This window comes from Pilimelia columellifera subsp. columellifera (assembly GCF_039532605.1).
GTDB lineage: Bacteria > Actinomycetota > Actinomycetes > Mycobacteriales > Micromonosporaceae > Pilimelia > Pilimelia columellifera.
In genome coordinates, this window is sequence record NZ_BAAARY010000001.1 from 245,855 (window position 1) to 264,439 (window position 18,585).

Genomic DNA, 18,585 nt, shown 5'->3' on the forward strand with positions numbered 1-18,585 from the left:
CCCTGAACGAATTCGACGCAAGAATCGACTCAGTACCCACCCTGCGATAGGGTACCCAGGTGCGAACCGTGAGCGGGCCAACCGACCGGGTGGTGATCGTCGGCGCCGGCCTCGGCGGTCTGGCCACCGCCCTGCATCTCGCCGGCGCCGGCCGGCAGGTCACCATCGTCGAACGCGAGGCTGTCCCCGGCGGCCGCGCCGGCCGACTCAGCCGGGACGGGTACGAGTTCGACACCGGCCCCACCGTCCTCACCATGCCCCAGCTCATCGCCGAAGCCCTCGACGCCGTCGGCGAACGCATCGAGGACTGGCTCGAGCTGACCCAACTGGAGCCCGCCTACCGGGCGCACTACCCCGACGGATCAGCTCTAGACATCCACAGCGACGTCAATCGGATGGCGGCCGAGATCGCCGGACTGTGCGGCCCCCGCGAAGCCGACGGCTACCTGCGCTTCGTCGACTACGCCGGCGAGCTGTGGCGCATCCAGCGCGACGAGTTCATCGGCCGCAACTTCGACTCCCCCGCCGACCTGCTCGGCACCGGGCTGCTACGGCTGGTCGGCATGGGCGCCTTCCGCCGGCTCGACACCAAGATCGGGCAGTTCTTCCGCGACCCCCGGACCCGCCGGATCTTCTCGTTCCAGTCGCTGTACGCCGGCGTAGCCCCGCACCAGGCCCTCGCCGTCTACGCGGTCATCTCGTACCTGGACACCGTCGCCGGGGTGTACCACCCGCGCGGGGGCATGCACGCGGCGCCGAAGGCGCTCGCCGCCGCCGCCGAGAAGCACGGGGTGCAGATCCGCTACTCCACCACCGTCAGCCAGGTCGAGACCCGGTCCGGGCGCGCCACCGCGGTGCTCACCACCGACGGCGACCGGATCCCCGCCGACGTCGTCGTGCTTAACCCCGACCTGCCCGTGGCGTACCGCGACCTCCTGCCGCCCCCCGCCCCCCGGCGTCGCCTCCGGCACTCCCCGTCCTGCGTCGTCGTGCACCTGGGGTCCTCGCAGGAGTACCGGAAGATCGCCCACCACAACATCCATTTCGGTCGGTCCTGGCGCGGCGCCTTCGACGAGGTCATCCGGGACGGCGCCCTCATGAGCGACCCGTCCCTGCTGGTCACCAACCCCAGCCGCACCGACCCCGACGTCGCCCCGACCGGGAAACACACCTACTACGTCCTCGCGCCCACCCCGAACCTGGACCTGGCGCCGCTGGACTGGCGCGGCGGCCTCGGCGAACGGTACGCCGACCAGCTCGTCGCCACTCTTGAGGAGCGTGGCTACCGGGGCCTGGCCGCCAGCGTCGAGACCAGAGAGGTCGTCACCCCCGCCGACTGGGCCGACGCCGGAATGGCCGCCGGCACCCCCTTCGCCGCCGCCCACACCCTGGCCCAGACCGGCCCGTTTCGACCCGGCAATCTGCACCCCGGCCTGGAGAATGTCGTCTTCGTCGGCTCCGGCACCCAACCTGGCGTCGGCGTCCCCATGGTGCTCATCTCCGGCCGGCTCGCCGCCCAGCGGGTGACGGGATGAACGACCGCGAACACCACCTCGTCGAACTGGTCGACGACACCGGTATCGCCGTCGGCGCCGCCACCGTCGCCGACGCCCACGCCGCGCCCGGCCGCGCCCACCGCGCGTTCTCGGTCATCCTCCGCGACGGCGACCGGGTGCTGCTCCAGCAACGCGCCGCCGTGAAGACCCGGTTCCCGCTGCGCTGGGCCAACGCCTGCTGCGGGCACCCCACCCCTGGCCAGACCGTCACCGACGCCGCCCGGGACAGGCTCATCGAGGAGCTGGGCGTCACCGGCGTGCCGCTGCACGAGGTCGGGGTATATGTCTACCGCGCCGTCGACCCCGCCACCGGACGGGTCGAGCACGAACACGACCACGTCGTCGTCGGTGATGTCGCGGCCCTGAACGCGACGCCCGACCCGGCCGAGGTCGCCGCCCTGCGCTGGGTCACGCTCGCCGATCTGCGCGCCGACCTGGAGCGACGACCGGACGAGTACGCCCCGTGGCTGGCCGGCGTCCTGGGCTGCCTGGTGGAGCAGCCAGGTGGCCGATGACGGCCTGAGCGCGGGCGCCGTCGCGCGTCAACTGGGCGTGGCGGTCACCACCCTGCGCACCTGGCACCAGCGCTACGGGCTCGGACCCAGCCGCCACCAGGCCGGGCGCCACCGCCGGTACACCGAGGGCGACGTGGCCCGGTTGAACCTCATGCGCCGTCTGCTCGACCAGGGCCTCGGCGCCGGCGAGGCCGCCGACTGGGCCCAACGAGGCGCCACACCCCCCACCGGGCGCCCCGGCGCCACCGACAGCGGTTCTGCCGCGGCGCCCGCCGCCCGCCCGACCGGCCCGCCGCCACTGGCCGTCCGTGGCCGTTCCCCACTCGCCCGCAGCCTCGCCGACCAGGCGTCGGCCCTCGACGCCGCCGGCGTCCGGGCGACCGTCTGCGCGGCCATCGCCGAACACGGCGTCGTCACCGCATGGGACGACGTCCTCGCCCCGGTCCTGCGCGAGATCGGCCGGCGGCACGCCGTCACCGGCGGCTACGTCGACATCGAACACGTCGTCTCCCGGTCCGCTGGCGAGGCGCTCGCCGCCGTGCCCCGTCCCAACATGCCCCCGACCGCCCTGCTGGCCTGCGTCGCCGAGGAACAACACACCCTGCCATTGGAGGCGTTGGCGGCGGCGCTCGCCGAGGACGGCCTCAACTGCTGGCTGCTTGGCGCCCGGGTCCCGCACCACGCTCTCCAGGCAGCGGTCCGCCGGCTACGACCAGCGGTGGCAGTGCTGTGGGCCCACCATCGGGAGCTGGCTGACCCGGCAGGGTTGCAGGACCTCGGTCCGAAGATGCCGGTGGCGGCCGCCGGCCCCGGCTGGGCCGGCGCCACGCTCTCGCCGACAATCATCAGACCAAATACCCTGGTAGAGGCGTTGGCGCTGGTGAAGGCCTGTTCGGTCGACCCGCACCTGGGCCAAACACCCGCTTAAAATCCGGCCAATATCCGGCTACGGTGGTGCTCCCCTTGATGCTCGGAGCCTCCCGTGACTCGTCGTCTCACGCTAGCGACCGGAGCGATGCTGTCCGTCCTGCTGCTCATCGCCCAGGCTGTCGACGGCTGGGCGAGCCGGCCCGGGCAGACTCCGGTTCCGGCCGCGATCGCCCAGCCGGTCGATACCGGCCAGCCGCAGCAGCCCAGCACCCCCACCACCCCTGCGACGCCGAAACCGCCGAAGAAGCCCGGGACCGTCCGACCGGTGACGCCCAAGGTCCCGGCCGCCAAGCCCGCCGGACGTCCGGCGAGCGGTCCGTTCGCCCGCGGCGTGCAGTTGGCCACCCGCGGCAACGGCGTGGCCCTCACCTATGACGACGGCCCCAGCGCGCACACCCCGCAGGTCCTGGCGCTGCTGCGCGCGAACGGCGTCAAGGCGACCTTCTGTCTGGTCGGGACCGCGGTCCAGGAGCACCCCGACCTGGTCCGGCAGATCGTGCGCGAGGGACACACGTTGTGTAACCACAGCTGGAACCACGAGTTCAAACTCGGCCGGCAGTCCGCGGAGGCCATCCGCGCCAACATGACCCGCACCAACAACGCGATCCGCCAGGTCGTCCCCGGCGCCAAGATTCCGTTCTTCCGTCACCCCGGCGGCAACTTCACCCCCGACGCCATCAGCATCGGCAAGGAGCTGGGAATGGCCTCGGTCGGCTGGACGGTCGACCCACGCGACTGGGAGAAACCCCCTGCCAAGAAGATCCACGCGACGGTCCTGCGGGACTCCCGCCCCGCCGGGATCATCCTGCTGCACGACGGCGGCGGCGACCGCAGCAACACCGTGGCCGCCTCGAAGACCCTCATCCCGGCGCTCAAGAGCAAGCTGCGCATCGTCCCGTTACGGTGATCGCAGGCCGATTGGCCACCGGCACAGCGATCACGTATGCTGGCCGAGCCTCCGGCAGCGCCGGGCGGGAGCAAGGCTGCCAGGAGCAACACAAACCACCGGTTATCCGGTGGGACGTAGACCTCCTGGTGCACATCGCCAAAATCGCATATGCGATGATGACGAAGCCGCCCTCATCGTCTAGCGGCCCAGGACGCCGCCCTTTCAAGGCGGTAGCACGGGTTCGAATCCCGTTGGGGGCACCACCGGTAAAGTATCCGGTCAGCAAGGTCCTGTGGAGCAGTTGGAGTGCTCGCCGCCCTGTCAAGGCGGAGGTCGCGGGTTCAAGTCCCGTCAGGACCGCCAACGTAACACCCCTCTGAGCAGTGCGCTGTCTCGGTCACGGCACTTTGGTAGCCAGTTTGACCTGCGCAAATGTAAATTGCTGCCTCTCGTTCTGACGCCAGCGGTTCTGACGCCAGCGGCAGGGCGCGTGCGCCCTGCCGCCCAGGAGCCGGCTGACGCTGTTACCGAACCGCGGCCAGGACGGTGTCGTTGCCGTACTGCCAGACGACGCCGACCTGGGCGAACCCGGCGGCGCGCAACAGGCGGGCGTGGCCGGCGGCGCTGAGTCTGTTGCCGGTGTGTCCACTGTTGGTGTGCCGCTCCCGCTCGGCGACCAGACCGGCCAGTTCGGGGTCAGCCGCCGCCGCGGCCCACCAGGACTCCCAGTTCTCGTTGGCGGTGACGCCGGCACGCTCGGCGCGGGCCTCGGAGATGGCTTCGGCGAGGTCCCCGACAGTCGACTGCTCGTCGTAGAGGTGGTCGGCATTGACGAAGATCCCGCCGGGGCGGATGAGATCGGCGAGTTCGCGGTAGATGCCGGCTAGGTCGTCCTCGGCGATCCAGTGCAGCGCGGTGGTGGATACGGCGGCGTCGATCGGATCGGCGAGGCCGGCTACGGCCGGCCAGCCGGGGGCGGTCAGATCGGCGTCGACCCAGCGGGCGTCCGGGTGCGCGGAGCGGGCCAGCGCGAGCAGGAGCGGGTCGGTGTCGACGCCGACGATGGTCGCCTTCGGAAGCCGTTCGGCCAACCTGGTCGACAGGGAGCCTGGGCCGCAGCCGAGGTCGACGACGCTGGGCTGGGGCTGGTTCGCTGTGGCGGAGGCGACCAGGTCGGCGATGACGGTGAACCGCTCCTCGCGGTCGGCGATGTAGTGCTCCTGCTGGGCGTCCCAGCGCGCCAGCCAGGCCCGGGCGGTGTTGGTGTCCACTATGGTCAGCTCCGTTCGTCGGTGAGGTGGGGTGTGGCGGCAAGCAGCCGCCGCACCAGAGGGTGCGGATCCTCGTGCAACACCTGCCGGGTCGGGCCGTGTACGGCGATCCGGCCATGGCGCAGCAGGGCGACGGTGTCGGCGACTGCGGCGACCACACCGAGGTCGTGGGTGATCAACAGCAGCGCCAGTCCTCGTTCGCGGCGCAGGTCCCCGAGCAGTTCGAGGACGCCGCCCTGGACGGACACGTCCAGGGCGGAGGTTATCTCGTCGCATACGAGCACTCGCGGCTCGGCGGCCAGGGCCCGGGCGATGGCGGCCCGTTGCAGCTCCCCGCCGGACATCTGCGCCGGGTACCGATCGGCCATGGCCCGCGGCAGGCGGACGCTGTCGAGCAGCTCGCCGATCCGGCCGGGGATCGCGGCGCGGGCGGCGACACGGTGGTGGCGAAGGACCCGGGCGAGTTCGGCGCCGATGGTGCGCCGCGGGTTCATCGACTCGCCGGGCGACTGGCACACCAGCTGGATGTCCCGGCGGTGGGCGGCGGTACGGCGCCGGGCCTCGGCCGCCAACGGCTCGCCGCCGAGCGTCAGGGCGCCGGCGTCGGGGCGGTGCAGGCCGGCCAGGCACCGGCCGATGGTGGTCTTTCCGGAGCCGGATTCACCGACCAGCGCCAGGCAGGAGTGGGCGGGCAGATCGAGGTCGATGTTGTCGGCGGCGACCACGCCCCGCCGGCCGTCCCGGTGACCTGCCGTCAGACCTCGAACCCGGACAAGCGCCGCACCGTCGCCCGCCGGCCGGTCAGGCACGCGGCGCGCGTCAGGCACGGCGGCGAGCAGACCTCGGGTGTACGCGGCAGCGGGCCGCCGCAGGACGGTGGCCGCGTCACCCTGCTCGACGACCCGGCCGGCGTGCATGACCACGACCTGGTCGGCGATGCCGGCGGCGGCCGCGACGTCGTGGGTGACGTAGACCAACGCGGTGTTGGTCTCGGCGCGGAGCCGGTCGAGGTGGGCGACAACCTCCTGCTGGGTCAGCGCGTCCAGGCCGGTGGTCGGCTCGTCCAGCACGATCACCGCCGGGTTGAGCAGGAGCGCCTGGGCGATGACGACGCGCTGCCGCTGTCCGCCGGACAGCTGGTGCGGGTAGCGGCGTAGGAACCGCTTGTCGGTTGGCAGCCGGGCCTGTGCCAGTGCGCGGCCAATCACGGCGCCAGCGTCGGCGCGATGCCCGTGGGCGCGCAGGATCTCCGCGAGCTGCTTGCCGACGCGGCGGGCCGGGTTGAGCGCCTGCGTCGGATCCTGCGGCACGTAGCTGACCAGCGTCGAACGCAGTCGTCGGGTCTCCCGTTCCGGACGGCCCGAAATGACCCGGTCGGCGACGATGACCGTGCCGGCCACCACGACGGTGCCCGGGTTGGCGTAGCCGAGCAGCGCGAGCGCGGTCGTCGTCTTGCCCGAGCCTGATTCGCCAATGACGGCGAGGATGTTCCCGGCGGCCACCGAGAACGACACGTCGGTGACGATCGGCCGGCCGGCGGCGGTCTGCACGCAGAGCCCCTCCACCGCCACAGCGGGCCGGGTATCGACCCGGTCCGGCACGCTTGTCGCGGCCCTCATCGCGCCGCCGCCGGGACGTCGTCGGCGGCGGGCCGGAACCGCCGCCGCCCAGCGGCGCCACGCAGCCGGGCGGCGAGCTGGTCGCCGCCAATGTTGACCGCGATGGTGAGGACGGCGATGGCCGTGGCCGGGGCGAGCACCGCCCACGGCTGCAATGCCAGCCCGGATCGGTTCTCCGCCACCATCAGCGCCCAGTCCGCAGTTGGCGGCTGTAGCCCGAAGCCGAGGAAGTTGGCGCCGGCCACCATCGCGATGGCGGCGCTGACACGCGAGCCGACATCCGACAACATGGTCGCGGCGATGTTAGGCAGGATGTCCCGGCCGGCCACCGACAGCCACGACTCACCGCGCGCCAACGCCACCTCCACGTACCCCCGGGTCCGTGTCTCCAGCACCGCGGCCCGCACGACCCGGGCGATGCCGGGCACGTTCGCCAGCGCGGTCGCGCCGACGACGACCAGCATGCCGCGACCGGAGCCGGCGGCCAGCACCGCCAGGACCAGGAACGGAGGGACGGCCAACAGCACGTCGATCGGACGCATGAGCGCGGCGTCGGCACGGCCGGACAGGCCGGCCGCGACGCCGACGGCGGCGCCGGCGAACAGGCCGAGCGCCGTGGCCGCCAGGGCCAGACCGATGACCGTCCGGCCGCCGTGGAGCAGCCGGCTGGCCACGTCGCCGCCGAGGTAGTCGGTGCCCAGCGGGGCGCCCGGTCCCGGCGGCGCGAAAGGCGCGCCGACGACGTCGGTGGGCGGGTACGGGGCCAGCCATGGGCCGGCGATGGCCGCGGCGACCAGCAGCCCCAGCACGCCGAGCGCGCCCCGGGTCACCCAGGATCGGGTCACCGGCGCCACCCGGGCGTCGTGCGCAACCTCGGCGCCAGCGCCACCACCGCGAGGTCGGCCGCCAGGTAGCCGGTTGCCGTGACCACGGCGAACAGCAGGGTCACCGACTGCACGTACGGCAGGTCGCGCTGTGCGATCGCTCGCACCAGGTCCTGCGAGACGCCCGGGTAGTTGAACACTGTCTCGACGACGACGATTCCGCCGACCAGCCAGGTGATGCTGCCGGCCAGCAGCGGCATCGCCGGGGCGAGCGCGTTGCGCAGGGCGTGCCGGGTGACGATGCGCCGCTCCGGGATGCCGTGCAGGCGGGCCATCCGCACGTACGGCGAGGTCATCGCCTCGGCCATCTGCGCGCGCACCATGCGGATGGTCTGCGGCGCCATCACCGCCAACAGGGTGACGACCGGCAGCACCAGAACCTCCGGCGTGAGCAGCGGGCTCGTTCCCGGCGCGACCAGCGACACCGCCGGCAGCACCGGCCACGCGAACGCGAACACCGCGATCAGCAGCGTCGCGGTGACGAACTCCGGCAACGAGCCGAGCGTCACTGACCCGATGCTGATCACCCGGTCGCGGGCCGCCCCGGCGCGGGCGCCGGCCCACGCGCCGAGAGCGATCGCCAGCGGCGCCAGGCAGACCGCGGCCACGGCGGCCAGCGCCAGCGTGTTGGGTAGGCGGGCGCCGACGATCTCGGTGACCTCCCGACCGGAGAACAGCGACCGGCCGAGGTCGCCGCGCAGCACGCCCGACATCCAGTCGACGTACCGGTCGACGACCGGCCGGTCCAGGCCCAGCTCTGCGCGTAGCTGAGCTTTCTGCTCCGGCGAGACCGTTCCCGACCCGGCGCCCTTGGCGTAGATGACGTCGACGGCGTCGCCGGGAAGCAACTGCATCGCGGCGAAGATGGCCACCGACGCCGCCCAGACCACGCCGGCCGCTGCGGCCAGCCGACCGAGAACGTAGCTGGTCACAGCCACACGCCGCGGTAACTGCACCAGTCGTCAGTGGCCACCGTCGCCGGGACGTACCCGCCGACCCGCGGGCTCACGCCGTCGAGCCACTTGGCGTACGAGTGGATGATGTACCCGCCATCGGTCCACAGCTCCTGCTGGAGCTGGGCGTACCGCTGCCTGCGCAGCGCCGGGTCGAGCGTGCCGCGCGCGGTGGCGAACGCCCTGTCCCAGGCGGGCCGCCGCCACGCGGTCTCGTTGCTCGGGGCGTCGGCCAGCAGCGCCTGACCGTAGAACCACTCGAGCGCGTAGCTGCCCCAGCCGGTCTGGGTGAACGGCTGCTTCCGGTAGACGTCGCTGAAGTACGAATCCGGGGCCGACTTGGCCACCTCGACGGTGATGCCGGCCTTCTTTGCCTGCTCGGCGAACAGCAGCGCCGACTGCACGTACCCAGGGTTGACTTCGGCGGTGTGCAGGGTGACCGTCAGGTTCTCCTTGCCCGCCTCGCGCAGCAGGGCCCGCGCCCGCTCGGGGTCGTACGGGCGCTGCGGAATGCCGTCGGCGTAGTTGGGGGCGCCCTTGCCGTAAAGATCGTTGCCGATTTCGCCGTATCCGAAGAAGACCGAGTCCACGATGGCCTTGCGGTCGACGGCCAGCTTGAGCGCCTCGCGCACCCGCGGGTCGGTGAACGGCTCCCGGTCGATGAGCATGTTGAACGAGTGGAACGTGCCGACCGGCGACGGGTGCAGGGCCATCGCGGAGCTGCCCTGCTGCGCCCTGGCCTGCACGTAGGACAGCTCGTGGACGATGTCGGCCTGCCCGGACAGGAAGACGTTCAGCCGGGCGTCGGCCTCCACCGCCAGCAGGATCTCGACACTGTCCACGTACGGCTGGCCAGGCTCCCAGTAGTGCTCGTTGCGCACCAGGCGGGTCCGCTCGCCCGGCGACCAGCTGTCGAAGCGGAACGGTCCGGTGCCGACCGGGGGGTGCTGCCTGTCGAACCTCCTGGCGCCGTTCTGGACGACGTAGACGTACCAGCCGGCCAACAGCGCGCCGAGGTCTGCCGTCGGCTGCTTCATCCGCAGCTCGACGGTCAGGTCGTCGACCTTGCGGGACTTCGCGATGTCGACCATCTGGAGGTCAGCGGCGGCGGGAAGCTTGTTGGCCGGGTCCAGGATCCGCCGGACGCTCCACAGCACGTCGTCGGCGGTCAACGGCTTCCCGTCGTGCCACCTGACACCCTTGCGCAGGTGGATGGTCCACACCGTGCCGTCGGCGTTGGGCGCCAGCTGCTCGGCCAGCCGCGGCCGCAGCGTCAGCTCGTTGGTGTGGGCGACCAGCCGGTCGAAGACGTTCTTGGCCACCGCGCCGCCGCCCCACGAGCCCGCCAGGTGCGGGTCGAGCACGTCGTCGGTGGTGCTGGCTCCCGAGACGACGACGCGCAGGTTCCCGCCGCGGCGTGGGGGTCCGCCGGCGGGCCCACCCGCGGCGGCGGTCGTGGACCGGCAGCTGGCCAGTCCCGGTGCGCCCAGGATGATGGCGCCGGCGAGGGCGCCCCGCAGGAGGGAGCGGCGGCTGGGTCGGCTTGTCATGGCATCTCCCGGAAGCGTGAGCGGGCGCACGGACGCGGCGCGCCGGCGATGGCGCGACCGGGGCGTGGTGGGCGGCGGGACGGGGGGTGAGGCGGCGAGCTCAGGCGCGGGTAAGCACGGGCAGACTGGCGACCATGTGATCCATCCTTCGTGGAGTCAGCAGCGGCGAATCACGATGGGAGGTTTCCTGACTCCGCATCAACGCGTGCCCCGCCTTCCCGGCCGCGCGGCCAGTGGCGATGGTGGGGCTCACTCCACGGTTACAGTGGCGAGGACCGTGCCGGACTCACACCGGCTTCCCTGCCTCATCGTGGCACTGACCCTAACAGCCACTCCCCGACATTCGGGGACCCCGAGGTGTGTCACCCGCCACCGGGGTGATGATCCCTTCGCCGCGGCATCATCACCCGACGTCTCGTTCCGGCGGTCTTATCCGGACTGTGAGGGATCGCCGGGGGCGCTGGTCCGCTCGGGTTGGAAGACCTCTTCGACGCTCAGGCCGAACACGTCCGCGATGGTGAACGCCAGCGGCAGGCTGGGATCGTGCCGCTCGGTTTCGATGGCGTTGATGGCCTGCCGGGAGACCTGGCATCGGTCGGCCAGGTCCGCCTGGCTCCACCGACGGCCTGCGCGTAGTTCACGTAATCGGTTTCGCACTGGTTAACTCTTCTCAGCGGCGCAGGCGGGTGCGTAGGTCGGCGATGCCCAGCCAGATCGCCAACCCGCCGATGATGATGAGCTGGGTTACCTGGTGGATGGCGACAACGCCAGCGGCGTCGAGCAGAGTCGCCACCTGCAGACTCACGAGGACCGCGGCGAACGCGACGGCCATGCTCTCCAACTGGACCCTGCGTAGGTACTCGTCCGCGCGACGGAACGCCCGCAGCAGAACCCACACCACGGCGAGGCTGAACGCGGCGGTCGTCGTGATCCACCACGCTCGCTGACCGGGGCTCTGGTCGGGGTTGCTGCCAAGCGCCAGGGCCACCGCGCCCAGGGTGGCCACTGGCAGTCCGTCGACGAGGACAGCGCGGCGGGCCGCGCGTGCCACCTGACCTTGTTGTGTCTCTGCCTTCATGGCTTGAATGTAAGGTTCTCCTTCCATTACGTCAAGCACACCTGACACGATCGGAGGAATCCTGACACCGCCACCACTGGAACGGGCAGCGGGGCGCCTTGGCGCGGGCCGCGCGATACGGCAGGCTGGCGCCATGCCCGACGCTAGGCCGACCTCCGTAGACAACCCACTCGGCGACCTGTACCTGAGCTGCGTCGGGCGAGTCGACCGCCTGACGCGCGACCTCGACGACGCACGCGGCGCCGTCGAGGTGCCCGCTCTTCCGGAATGGACGGTGCGGGACACCGTCGCGCACCTCGCCGGAGTGTGCGCCGACGTGCTGGACCGCCGGCTCGACGGGGCGCCCGGACCCACCTGGACCTCCCGGCAGGTAGACGAGCGCCGCAGCCGGTCAATGTCCGAACTGCTGGACGAGTGGCACGGCAGAGCGTCGGCGATGGCGCAGGCCCTGGCCGACGCCCGCTTCGCGCGGGTCGCCATGGACGCCTGGCACCACCTGTACGACCTACACGGCGCGCTCGGCGAGAGCCCCGCCCCGGACCCGCGCGGCGCGGTGGCCGTGGTGGAGGTGCAGGCGCGGGCGCTGACCCGCGGGTGGATCAGCGGCCAGGGCGAAGGCTGGCCGGCGGACCTGCCGGCGCTCGTGGCGCGGGCGACCGACGGCGGAAGCTGGGTGCTCGGCGCCGGTGAGCCCACAGCGGAGGTTCGAGCGCCTGTCTTCGAGTTGGCTCGGGCCCTGATCGGCCGTAGGTCGCTGGAGCAGCTCCGCGCCTACGCCTGGTCCGGTGACCCGGAGCGATTCCTCCAAGCGATGGTGGTGTTCGCCCCACCGGCCCGACCGTTGGCTGTGTGAGACCGGACGTGCGGACCGCTCCACCTCGCCGGGCGAGGTAGCGTCCCGCAGCACTGATGAGGGTCGATGGCTGGGGGTCGGTAGATGACTGGTGTGGATGGCGGCGGCGTTGTGGCGGAAGAAGCCGCGCGTAGCTCGTCCGTCCTCGTCCGAGTTGCCTGTGGGGTGTCGCTCGCTGCGTTGGCGCCGTGGATGGCGGAAGCGTCGTGGGGCGGCTACCCAGTGACCTACTACCCCACCCTCGTCCTCTTTGGCGCCACCTTCTACGGGATGGCCGCGTTGATCATCCGTGAGGTCAGCCGACGGTGGAGCGGCGGGTGGCCGGCGATCATTCTGCTCGCCGCGGCCTTCGGCGTCATCCAGGCGGGGGTGGTCGACCAGAGCCTGTTCAACGTCGACTACCTCGACGACACACAATTCGACGCGACGCAGTCAGAAGCCGCCCGGACCAGCGTTCCGGTGATCGGCGTCAGCCTCTCCCAGGTCCTTGACTATGTGGGCAACCACATCGCGCTCAGCATCGCCGCCCCGATCGCGCTGGTCGAGGCGTTCGCCCCGCCGGCCTACCGTGATCGGCCGTGGCTCAGCCGAGGCGCGCTCGTGGCGATGGCGCCGGTGTACCTCCTCGGCAGCGCCATGATCTTCCTGGACGACGACGGTCGCAAAGGCTTCACTGCCGCCCCGGGTCAACTCGCCGGCGCGTTGGTGATCGCAGCTGTCGTGATCACGCTCGCCCGCCTGCCGCGCTGGCGGCGGTCGCCGGCCGCGCTGCCCGGACGTGTCCCCGCGCCCCTGGTTGTGGGGCTCGTCGCACTGATTCCCTTCTTCAATAGCCTGTCGAGCAACTGGACCGGACAGCTGCTGCGTATCGCCGTCTGGATCGCGTTCGTGATCGCGGTGCTCCGGTACAGCCGCCGAGCAGGATGGAGCAGGCGGCACACCCTGGCAGTGTGGTCGGCTGGGCTGGTGAGCGTTGCCGCCAGCGTCCTGGCCGTGCCCACATACTTTCCCGTTCCCCCGTCGATCGCCCTGCTCAGCGACATCATCGTCATGGCCCTGGCGGCGACGTTGATCAGCGTCGGATTCTGGCGACTGAGGCAGCGACCGGCCTGAACAGAGCCCTACCCGTGGGCTCCCTTATTGCAAAATACTTGCAGTTACGAAAAGATGGCGACGCTGTTTGATCGTGGCGACGCCCCTCATCGGTCCGCGGCTCGCCAGCTATAGGAGGACCTGTGTTCGGGGTGCGTTGCTTGTCGGTTCGTCGGTCGGTCGCGGTTATGGCCGCGGCGGGCGTCGTCGGCGTGGCGGGTTGTTCAGCGGGGTCCACCCCGGCGTCATCGGGTGATGCCGCGACGCTGGTGGTGGCGACCGCGGGTGAGCCGGAGGCGTTGAACCCGCTGCTCAACTACGGGGTGGACGGCGCGTCGCTGATCTTCGACGGCCTCGTCGCCCGGGAGGGGAACAACAACCTCGTCGGGGGCCTGGCACGTGAGACGCCGGCGGTCTCTGCCGATGGCAGGACGGTCACGGCCCGGCTGCGTGAGGGGGTGCGTTTCCACGACGGCGCCCCGTTGACCTCGGCGGATGTGGTGTTCACCTACCAGGCGGTGCTCGACCCGAAGGTCGATTCGACGCTGCGGTCAGATCTGGACATGCTTGCCGCCGTCGAGGCGCCGGACCCGGCGACGGTCGTGTTCCGGCTCAAGCACCCCTACGCCCCGTTCCTGCAACGGCTCACCCTCGGCATCGTCCCGGCCAAGGCCCTCGCCGGGCAGGACATCAACAAGGCTGCCTTCAATCGTGCGCCGGTGGGCACCGGCCCGTACCGGGTGCAGTCGTGGACGCCCGGTGACCGGCTTGTGCTGAAGGCGAACGAGGCGTACCACGGCGGCGAGCCGAGCAACGCCACGGTGGTGGTGGCGTTCGTCGCCGATGACAACGTCCGCGCCCAACGCTTGCGGGCTGGCGAGTTCGACGCGGCCGAGCTGCCGCCGAAGCTCGCGGCGGGGTTCGACGCCGGCGGGCACAGGGTGCAGAAGACGCCCACCGCCGACTACCGGGGTGTGATGCTGCCGATGGGTGGCCCGATCACCGGCGACCTGGCCATACGGCAGGCGCTCAACGTGGCGGTGGATCGGAGCGCGATGGTCGCTGGCGTCCTCGGCGGGGCGGGCGAGCCGGCGTTCGGGCCGGTGCCGCCGTCGTCGCCGTTCGCCGAGCCATCCATAGTGGGTAGGCCCGGAGCCGACCCGGTCGCCGCCGCGGCGGTGCTGGATGCGGCCGGCTGGGCGCCGGGGCCGGACGGCGTACGGGGCAGGGACGGACGCAGGGCGGCGTTCACGCTGATGTATCCGGCCAGCGACAGCCTCCGTAAGGAGTTGGCGCTGGCGTTCACTGCGGACGCGAAGAAAGTCGGTATCGCCGTCACCCCCCAGGGTCTGACCTGGGACGCGATCACTCCGAGGATGCGGAACGACGCGTTGATCATGGGGTGGGGCACCCCGTACGACCCGGATTTCGTCTCCTACAAGCTGTTCGGCTCGGCGTTCGCCGGGAAGGGGTTCTTCAACCCGGGCTTCTACAAGTCGCCCGCGGTCGACCAGGCGTTGCAAACCGGTCGCGGCTCCGTCGACCCGGCCACGCGCAAGGCCGCCTACGCCACCTTCCAGAAGCAGCTCGCCGCCGACGTGCCCTGGGTGTTCCTCACCTACCTTCAACACACCTACGTGGTCCGCGACACGATCGTCGGGGTCGTCCCGCGGGTCGAGCCGCACGAGCACGACGTGGCCAACAGCTTGTGGTGGAACATCAACACCTGGACCAAGAAGCGGTGACCGCCGGCCACGCGAATCCGACACGACCGGTTTCCCGGCGCCGGTTGGCCGGAGCGGGGGTGGTCGTGCGCCGGCGGTTGCTGGTCGCCGGCCCCATCCTGGTGGCCACCAGCATGGGCATGTTCGCCCTCGGCGCGGCCTCGCCGATCGACCCGGCGCAGCAGTACGCCGGAGCGGCCGCGTTCACCGCCACCGAGGAGAACCTTGCCCAGATCCGCGCCAACTGGGGCGTCGACGATCCGTTGCCTGTGCAGTACGCACGCTGGGTCGGCAACCTGTTGCAGGGCGACCTGGGCTGGTCGACCAGCCGCCACGAACCCGTGATCTCCGTGCTGGCTGCCCGTGCCGGTTGGACGCTGCTGCTGGTCGCGACCGCGCTGGCGCTCGTGCTGGTGGTGAGCCTGCTGCTGGGCGTCTTGGCCGCGTACCGGCGTGGCGGCGTCTTCGACCGGACGCTGCGGGCCGCGGCGCACGCCGTGCAGTCGGTGCCGGTGTTCTGGCTCGGACTGGCCGCGATAGCGGTGTTCGCCCTGCACCTGCGCTGGCTGCCGGCCGGTGGGCTGACCGACGTCACCGCCACCACCACGTCCTGGACTGACGTTGCCCACCACCTGGTGCTGCCGGTGGCCGTGCTGGCCGTGGCGCAGGCCCCGTGGTTCGTGCTGTTCGTCCGCGATGCGGTCGCCGACAGCCTGCGCGACGACCACGTCCTGGCCGCCAAGGCCCGCGGCCTGCCCGGCCGCACCGTCCTGGCCGGTCACGCGCTGCGCACCGCGCTGCTGCCGTTCCTCACCCTGATCGGCACCCACCTGCCCGAGCTGGTCGGTGGGGCCGTCCTCGTCGAGACCGTGTTCTCGCTGCCAGGTCTGGGAGCGGTCACCGTGCACGCCGCCCTCGGCAGCGACTTCCCCCTGTTGGCGGCCACGACGCTGCTCACCACCGTCGTGGTGCTGGCCGCGAACCTGGCCACCGACCTCGCCTACGCCATTGCCGACCCCCGGGTGCGACTGCATGACTGACCTCGCCCAGCGCCCCATCCGCCGTGACCGGCCCCAATGGCGGGCAGGACAGGCCGGCGCCGCTGTCGCCGGCGCCGTGTTGCTCGCCGCGCTCGTCGCGTGCCTTCTCGCGCCGCTGCTGTGGCCGCTGGACGAGGCCGCTGTCCACCTCGACCAGACTCGGCAGCCGCCATCGTGGGCGCACCCCGCCGGCACCGACGACCTCGGTCGTGATGTCGCGCACCGCAGCGTCTACGGGCTGCGCGTCTCGCTGCTCGTCGGCGCCGTAGCCGCCCTCGTCGCCACGGTCATCGGCGGCCTGGTGGGCGCCGTCGCCGGCGCCCTCGGCGGCCGTATCGACCGCGCCCTCATGCGGGTCGTGGACACTGTCGCGGCGCTGCCGCACCTGCTGCTGGGAATCTTCATCGTCGCCATGCTGCGACCCAGCCTCGGCGCTGTCATCGCCTCGGTCGGGCTCACCCACTGGCTGTCCACCGCCCGGATCGTGCGCTCCGAAATCCTGAGCCTGCGCACCCGGCCATTCATCGACGCCGCGATCAACGGCGGCGCCAGCCGCGCCCGCGTCCTGCTACGGCACCTGCTGCCGCATGTGCTGCCCCGCCTCGCCCTCGCCACCACCCTGATGGTGCCGCACGCTGTCTGGCACGAGACCGCCCTGTCCTTTCTGGGCCTGGGCCTGCCCCCGCACCTGGCGTCCCTGGGCAACATGATCAACGACGGCCAGCGGTCGCTGCTGACCGGCGCCTGGTGGGCCAGCCTCGCCCCCGGCGTGGTCATCATCGTCGTCACGCTCGCGCTGGCCGCTGTCGCCACCCGCTGGCGGGAGCGCCTCGACCCCCGCGTGCGAGCGGAGCTGCACCTGTGACCACCAACCCGGCGACCACCATCACCGACGCCAGCTCGGGCGCCGGCCGGACCGGCCCGGTGCTCGACATCACCGGACTCACCGTCCGGTTCCAGCTGCGCGACTCTGTCGTCAACGCCGTCACCGACCTCACCATCGCGCTGAGCCGCGGGGAACTGCTCGCGGTCGTCGGCGAATCCGGGTGCGGCAAGTCCGTGCTCGCCCACGCCCTGCTCGGCCTGTTACCGGCGAACGCCACCATCAGCGGCCACGCCCGGCTGACCGACAGCCACGCAGGCCAGCCGGTCGCCCTGCTGGCCTGCGGCGAACGCCAACTCGCCCGCAGCGTCCGGGGACGACGCCTCGGCCTCATCCCGCAAAGCCCCGCTACCGCCCTGACACCGGTACGCACCGGCCGCCGCCTGCTCGAGGAGACCCTACGGGCGCACGGGCACACCCGCGCCAGCGCCCCGGCGGCCGCAGCGCAGGCGGCCACAGACGTCGGCCTCGACCCCGCCGACCTCGACCGGTACCCGTTCGAGCTGTCCGGTGGCATGGCGCAGCGTCTCGCCACCGCCCTGGCCGTGGCCCCCGACCCGGCCATTCTCATCGCTGACGAACCCACCGCCGGCCTTGACCGCCCGCTGGTCGATCACACTCTCGACCTGCTACGCCGCCGCTGCGACAGCGGCGGCGCGGTCCTCCTCATCACCCACGACCTCAGCGCCGCCCGTAGGGTCGCCGACACCGTCGCCGTCATGTACGCCAGCCGCATCGTCGAACACCAGCCCACCGAACAGCTGTTCACCGCGCCGGCCCACCCCTACAGCGTCGCGCTGCTCGACGCCCTGCCCGAACGCGCCTTCACCCCGATCCCCGGACACCCGCCCATGCTCACCAACCTGCCCGCCGGGTGCGCGTTCGCGCCCCGCTGCCCTCGGGCCGACCAGCGCTGTGCCACGGCCCCGGCCACCACACGAGCCGGCCACGGCACGGTGGCCTGCCACCACCGACAGCGTGCAGCCGCATGAACGACACCGCACGCCTGGCCGCCGAGAACGTCACGGTCAGCTTCGGCCAACGACGCGTCCTGTATGAGGTCACCCTGCACGTCGGACGCGGCGAGACCGTAGGACTGCGCGGACCCTCCGGCAGCGGAAAGTCCACCCTGGCCCGCGTCCTTGCCCTGCTGCGCCGACCCGACTCCGGTCAGGTCCACCTCGACGGCGCCCCGGTCACTGCCGCACGCCACCGCGTGCCGGCGCTGGTACGGACCCGCGTCGCCCTGCTGTTCCAGAGCCCCCGCGCCGCAGCCGACCCCCGCCTGAGCCTCGCCGACCTCATCGCCGAACCGCTGCGCGCGACCGGCGCCGACCGGAGCCACACCCGTCGCCAGGTCGCCGAACTCGCCGAGCGTGTCGGGCTCACCGCCGACCTGCTCACCCGCCGTTCGCACGCCGTCAGCGACGGCCAGCTCCAACGCGCCTGCCTCGCCCGCGCTCTCGCCCAGAAACCCGATTACCTGCTCTGCGACGAAGCCACCGCCATGCTTGACGCCTCCACCCAGGCCCAGGTGGCCCACGTCATCACCGACTACCAACGCGAACACAACATCGGGGTCCTGCTCATCACCCACGATCCCGCCCTGATGACTCGATGGGCCGACCGTGTCGACCACCTTCCGACCATCGCCGGCATGCCCGAAGCCCTACCCGTTCAACAGGACCGAAGACTGCTGTCAGAAACCCGACAGCTGTGACCTTCTTCATAGGACTGAGCTCTATCGT

Annotated in this window: 18 protein-coding genes, 2 tRNA genes and 1 riboswitch; of the genes, 13 read left to right on the plus strand and 7 right to left on the minus strand. The window is 71.7% G+C overall.

Going from position 1 to position 18,585, the window contains the following annotated elements:
- Positions 1 to 59: 59 nt before the first annotated feature.
- The 6 genes from crtI to ABD287_RS01230 all read left to right on the plus strand — a co-directional run bounded on the left by crtI (position 60) and on the right by ABD287_RS01230 (position 4,253).
- On the plus strand, positions 60 to 1,535 hold the full coding sequence (gene crtI, locus ABD287_RS01205) for a phytoene desaturase family protein (RefSeq protein WP_344166881.1): 1,476 nt from the start codon (positions 60 to 62) through the stop codon (positions 1,533 to 1,535).
- The gene (idi, locus tag ABD287_RS01210; RefSeq protein WP_344166883.1) at positions 1,532 to 2,071 is read left to right on the plus strand and encodes an isopentenyl-diphosphate Delta-isomerase; all 540 of its coding nucleotides are present in this window, start codon (positions 1,532 to 1,534) and stop codon (positions 2,069 to 2,071) included. The genes crtI and idi overlap by 4 nt, the downstream gene beginning before the upstream one ends.
- Positions 2,061 to 2,999, plus strand: coding sequence for a MerR family transcriptional regulator (locus ABD287_RS01215; protein ID WP_344166885.1), 939 nt, complete (start codon positions 2,061 to 2,063; stop codon positions 2,997 to 2,999). Before idi ends, ABD287_RS01215 begins: the two co-directional genes overlap by 11 nt.
- 54 nt (positions 3,000 to 3,053) lie before the next feature.
- Positions 3,054 to 3,908 carry a polysaccharide deacetylase family protein gene (locus ABD287_RS01220; protein WP_344166887.1) on the plus strand — a complete coding sequence of 285 codons (855 nt, stop codon included), beginning with the start codon at positions 3,054 to 3,056 and terminating at the stop codon, positions 3,906 to 3,908.
- A 169-nt stretch (positions 3,909 to 4,077) separates the two neighbouring features.
- Positions 4,078 to 4,153 (plus strand) — tRNA-Glu (locus ABD287_RS01225).
- A gap of 23 nt (positions 4,154 to 4,176) precedes the next feature.
- Positions 4,177 to 4,253 (plus strand) — tRNA-Asp (locus ABD287_RS01230).
- A 161-nt stretch (positions 4,254 to 4,414) separates the two neighbouring features.
- Here the strand turns inward: ABD287_RS01230 and ABD287_RS01235 are convergent.
- The 7 genes from ABD287_RS01235 to ABD287_RS01265 form a co-directional block, all read right to left on the minus strand.
- On the minus strand, positions 4,415 to 5,161 hold the full coding sequence (locus ABD287_RS01235) for a class I SAM-dependent methyltransferase (protein ID WP_344166889.1): 747 nt from the start codon (positions 5,159 to 5,161) through the stop codon (positions 4,415 to 4,417).
- 5 nt (positions 5,162 to 5,166) lie between these two features.
- Positions 5,167 to 6,780, minus strand: a complete 1,614-nt coding sequence (locus ABD287_RS01240; protein ID WP_344166891.1) for an ABC transporter ATP-binding protein — start codon at positions 6,778 to 6,780, stop codon at positions 5,167 to 5,169.
- A complete protein-coding gene (locus ABD287_RS01245) occupies positions 6,777 to 7,625 on the minus strand; it encodes an ABC transporter permease (RefSeq protein WP_344166893.1) in 849 nt (282 codons plus the stop codon). Before ABD287_RS01245 ends, ABD287_RS01240 begins: the two co-directional genes overlap by 4 nt.
- Positions 7,622 to 8,596: an ABC transporter permease gene (locus tag ABD287_RS01250; RefSeq protein WP_344166895.1), complete on the minus strand. Its 975-nt coding sequence runs from the start codon at positions 8,594 to 8,596 to the stop codon at positions 7,622 to 7,624. Before ABD287_RS01250 ends, ABD287_RS01245 begins: the two co-directional genes overlap by 4 nt.
- Entirely contained in the window at positions 8,593 to 10,167 is a 1,575-nt protein-coding gene (locus tag ABD287_RS01255; RefSeq protein ID WP_344166897.1) for an ABC transporter substrate-binding protein, read from the minus strand. The genes ABD287_RS01250 and ABD287_RS01255 overlap by 4 nt, the downstream gene beginning before the upstream one ends.
- A 160-nt stretch (positions 10,168 to 10,327) precedes the next feature.
- Positions 10,328 to 10,510: riboswitch (cobalamin riboswitch) on the minus strand.
- Between the two features lie 86 nt (positions 10,511 to 10,596).
- Positions 10,597 to 10,824, minus strand: coding sequence for a helix-turn-helix transcriptional regulator (locus tag ABD287_RS01260; protein WP_344166899.1), 228 nt, complete (start codon positions 10,822 to 10,824; stop codon positions 10,597 to 10,599).
- A 13-nt stretch (positions 10,825 to 10,837) separates the two neighbouring features.
- Positions 10,838 to 11,245, minus strand: a complete 408-nt coding sequence (locus tag ABD287_RS01265; RefSeq protein WP_344166901.1) for a hypothetical protein — start codon at positions 11,243 to 11,245, stop codon at positions 10,838 to 10,840.
- 133 nt (positions 11,246 to 11,378) lie between these two features.
- Between ABD287_RS01265 and ABD287_RS01270 the strand changes: the two genes are divergently transcribed.
- The 7 genes from ABD287_RS01270 (at position 11,379) to ABD287_RS01300 (ending at position 18,557) form a co-directional block, all read left to right on the plus strand.
- Positions 11,379 to 12,098 carry a maleylpyruvate isomerase N-terminal domain-containing protein gene (locus ABD287_RS01270; protein ID WP_344166903.1) on the plus strand — a complete coding sequence of 240 codons (720 nt, stop codon included), beginning with the start codon at positions 11,379 to 11,381 and terminating at the stop codon, positions 12,096 to 12,098.
- An 84-nt stretch (positions 12,099 to 12,182) separates the two neighbouring features.
- A complete protein-coding gene (locus ABD287_RS01275; RefSeq protein WP_344166905.1) occupies positions 12,183 to 13,211 on the plus strand; it encodes a hypothetical protein in 1,029 nt (342 codons plus the stop codon).
- Positions 13,212 to 13,342: 131 nt separating this feature from the next.
- A complete protein-coding gene (locus ABD287_RS01280; RefSeq protein ID WP_425565475.1) occupies positions 13,343 to 14,935 on the plus strand; it encodes an ABC transporter substrate-binding protein in 1,593 nt (530 codons plus the stop codon).
- Positions 14,932 to 15,954: an ABC transporter permease gene (locus tag ABD287_RS01285; protein ID WP_344166909.1), complete on the plus strand. Its 1,023-nt coding sequence runs from the start codon at positions 14,932 to 14,934 to the stop codon at positions 15,952 to 15,954. The genes ABD287_RS01280 and ABD287_RS01285 overlap by 4 nt, the downstream gene beginning before the upstream one ends.
- Entirely contained in the window at positions 15,947 to 16,819 is an 873-nt protein-coding gene (locus ABD287_RS01290) for an ABC transporter permease (protein WP_344166911.1), read from the plus strand. Before ABD287_RS01285 ends, ABD287_RS01290 begins: the two co-directional genes overlap by 8 nt.
- Positions 16,816 to 17,829, plus strand: a complete 1,014-nt coding sequence (locus ABD287_RS01295; RefSeq protein ID WP_344166913.1) for an ABC transporter ATP-binding protein — start codon at positions 16,816 to 16,818, stop codon at positions 17,827 to 17,829. Before ABD287_RS01290 ends, ABD287_RS01295 begins: the two co-directional genes overlap by 4 nt.
- Positions 17,826 to 18,557 (plus strand): ABC transporter ATP-binding protein, encoded by a 732-nt coding sequence (locus ABD287_RS01300; RefSeq protein WP_344166915.1) that lies wholly within the window; start codon positions 17,826 to 17,828, stop codon positions 18,555 to 18,557. The genes ABD287_RS01295 and ABD287_RS01300 overlap by 4 nt, the downstream gene beginning before the upstream one ends.
- Positions 18,558 to 18,585 lie beyond the last annotated feature (28 nt).

Bases quoted from the DNA above. Each gene is read 5' to 3' on its own strand.
- ABD287_RS01275 (WP_344166905.1), top strand. From the start codon at position 12,183: ATGACTGGTGTGGATGGCGGCGGCGTTGTGGCGGAAGAAGCCGCGCGT.
- ABD287_RS01240 (WP_344166891.1), bottom strand. From the start codon at position 6,780: ATGAGGGCCGCGACAAGCGTGCCGGACCGGGTCGATACCCGGCCCGCT.
- ABD287_RS01300 (WP_344166915.1), top strand. From the start codon at position 17,826: ATGAACGACACCGCACGCCTGGCCGCCGAGAACGTCACGGTCAGCTTC.
- ABD287_RS01255 (WP_344166897.1), bottom strand. From the start codon at position 10,167: ATGACAAGCCGACCCAGCCGCCGCTCCCTCCTGCGGGGCGCCCTCGCC.
- ABD287_RS01290 (WP_344166911.1), top strand. From the start codon at position 15,947: ATGACTGACCTCGCCCAGCGCCCCATCCGCCGTGACCGGCCCCAATGG.
- ABD287_RS01265 (WP_344166901.1), bottom strand. From the start codon at position 11,245: ATGAAGGCAGAGACACAACAAGGTCAGGTGGCACGCGCGGCCCGCCGC.
- idi (WP_344166883.1), top strand. From the start codon at position 1,532: ATGAACGACCGCGAACACCACCTCGTCGAACTGGTCGACGACACCGGT.
- ABD287_RS01270 (WP_344166903.1), top strand. From the start codon at position 11,379: ATGCCCGACGCTAGGCCGACCTCCGTAGACAACCCACTCGGCGACCTG.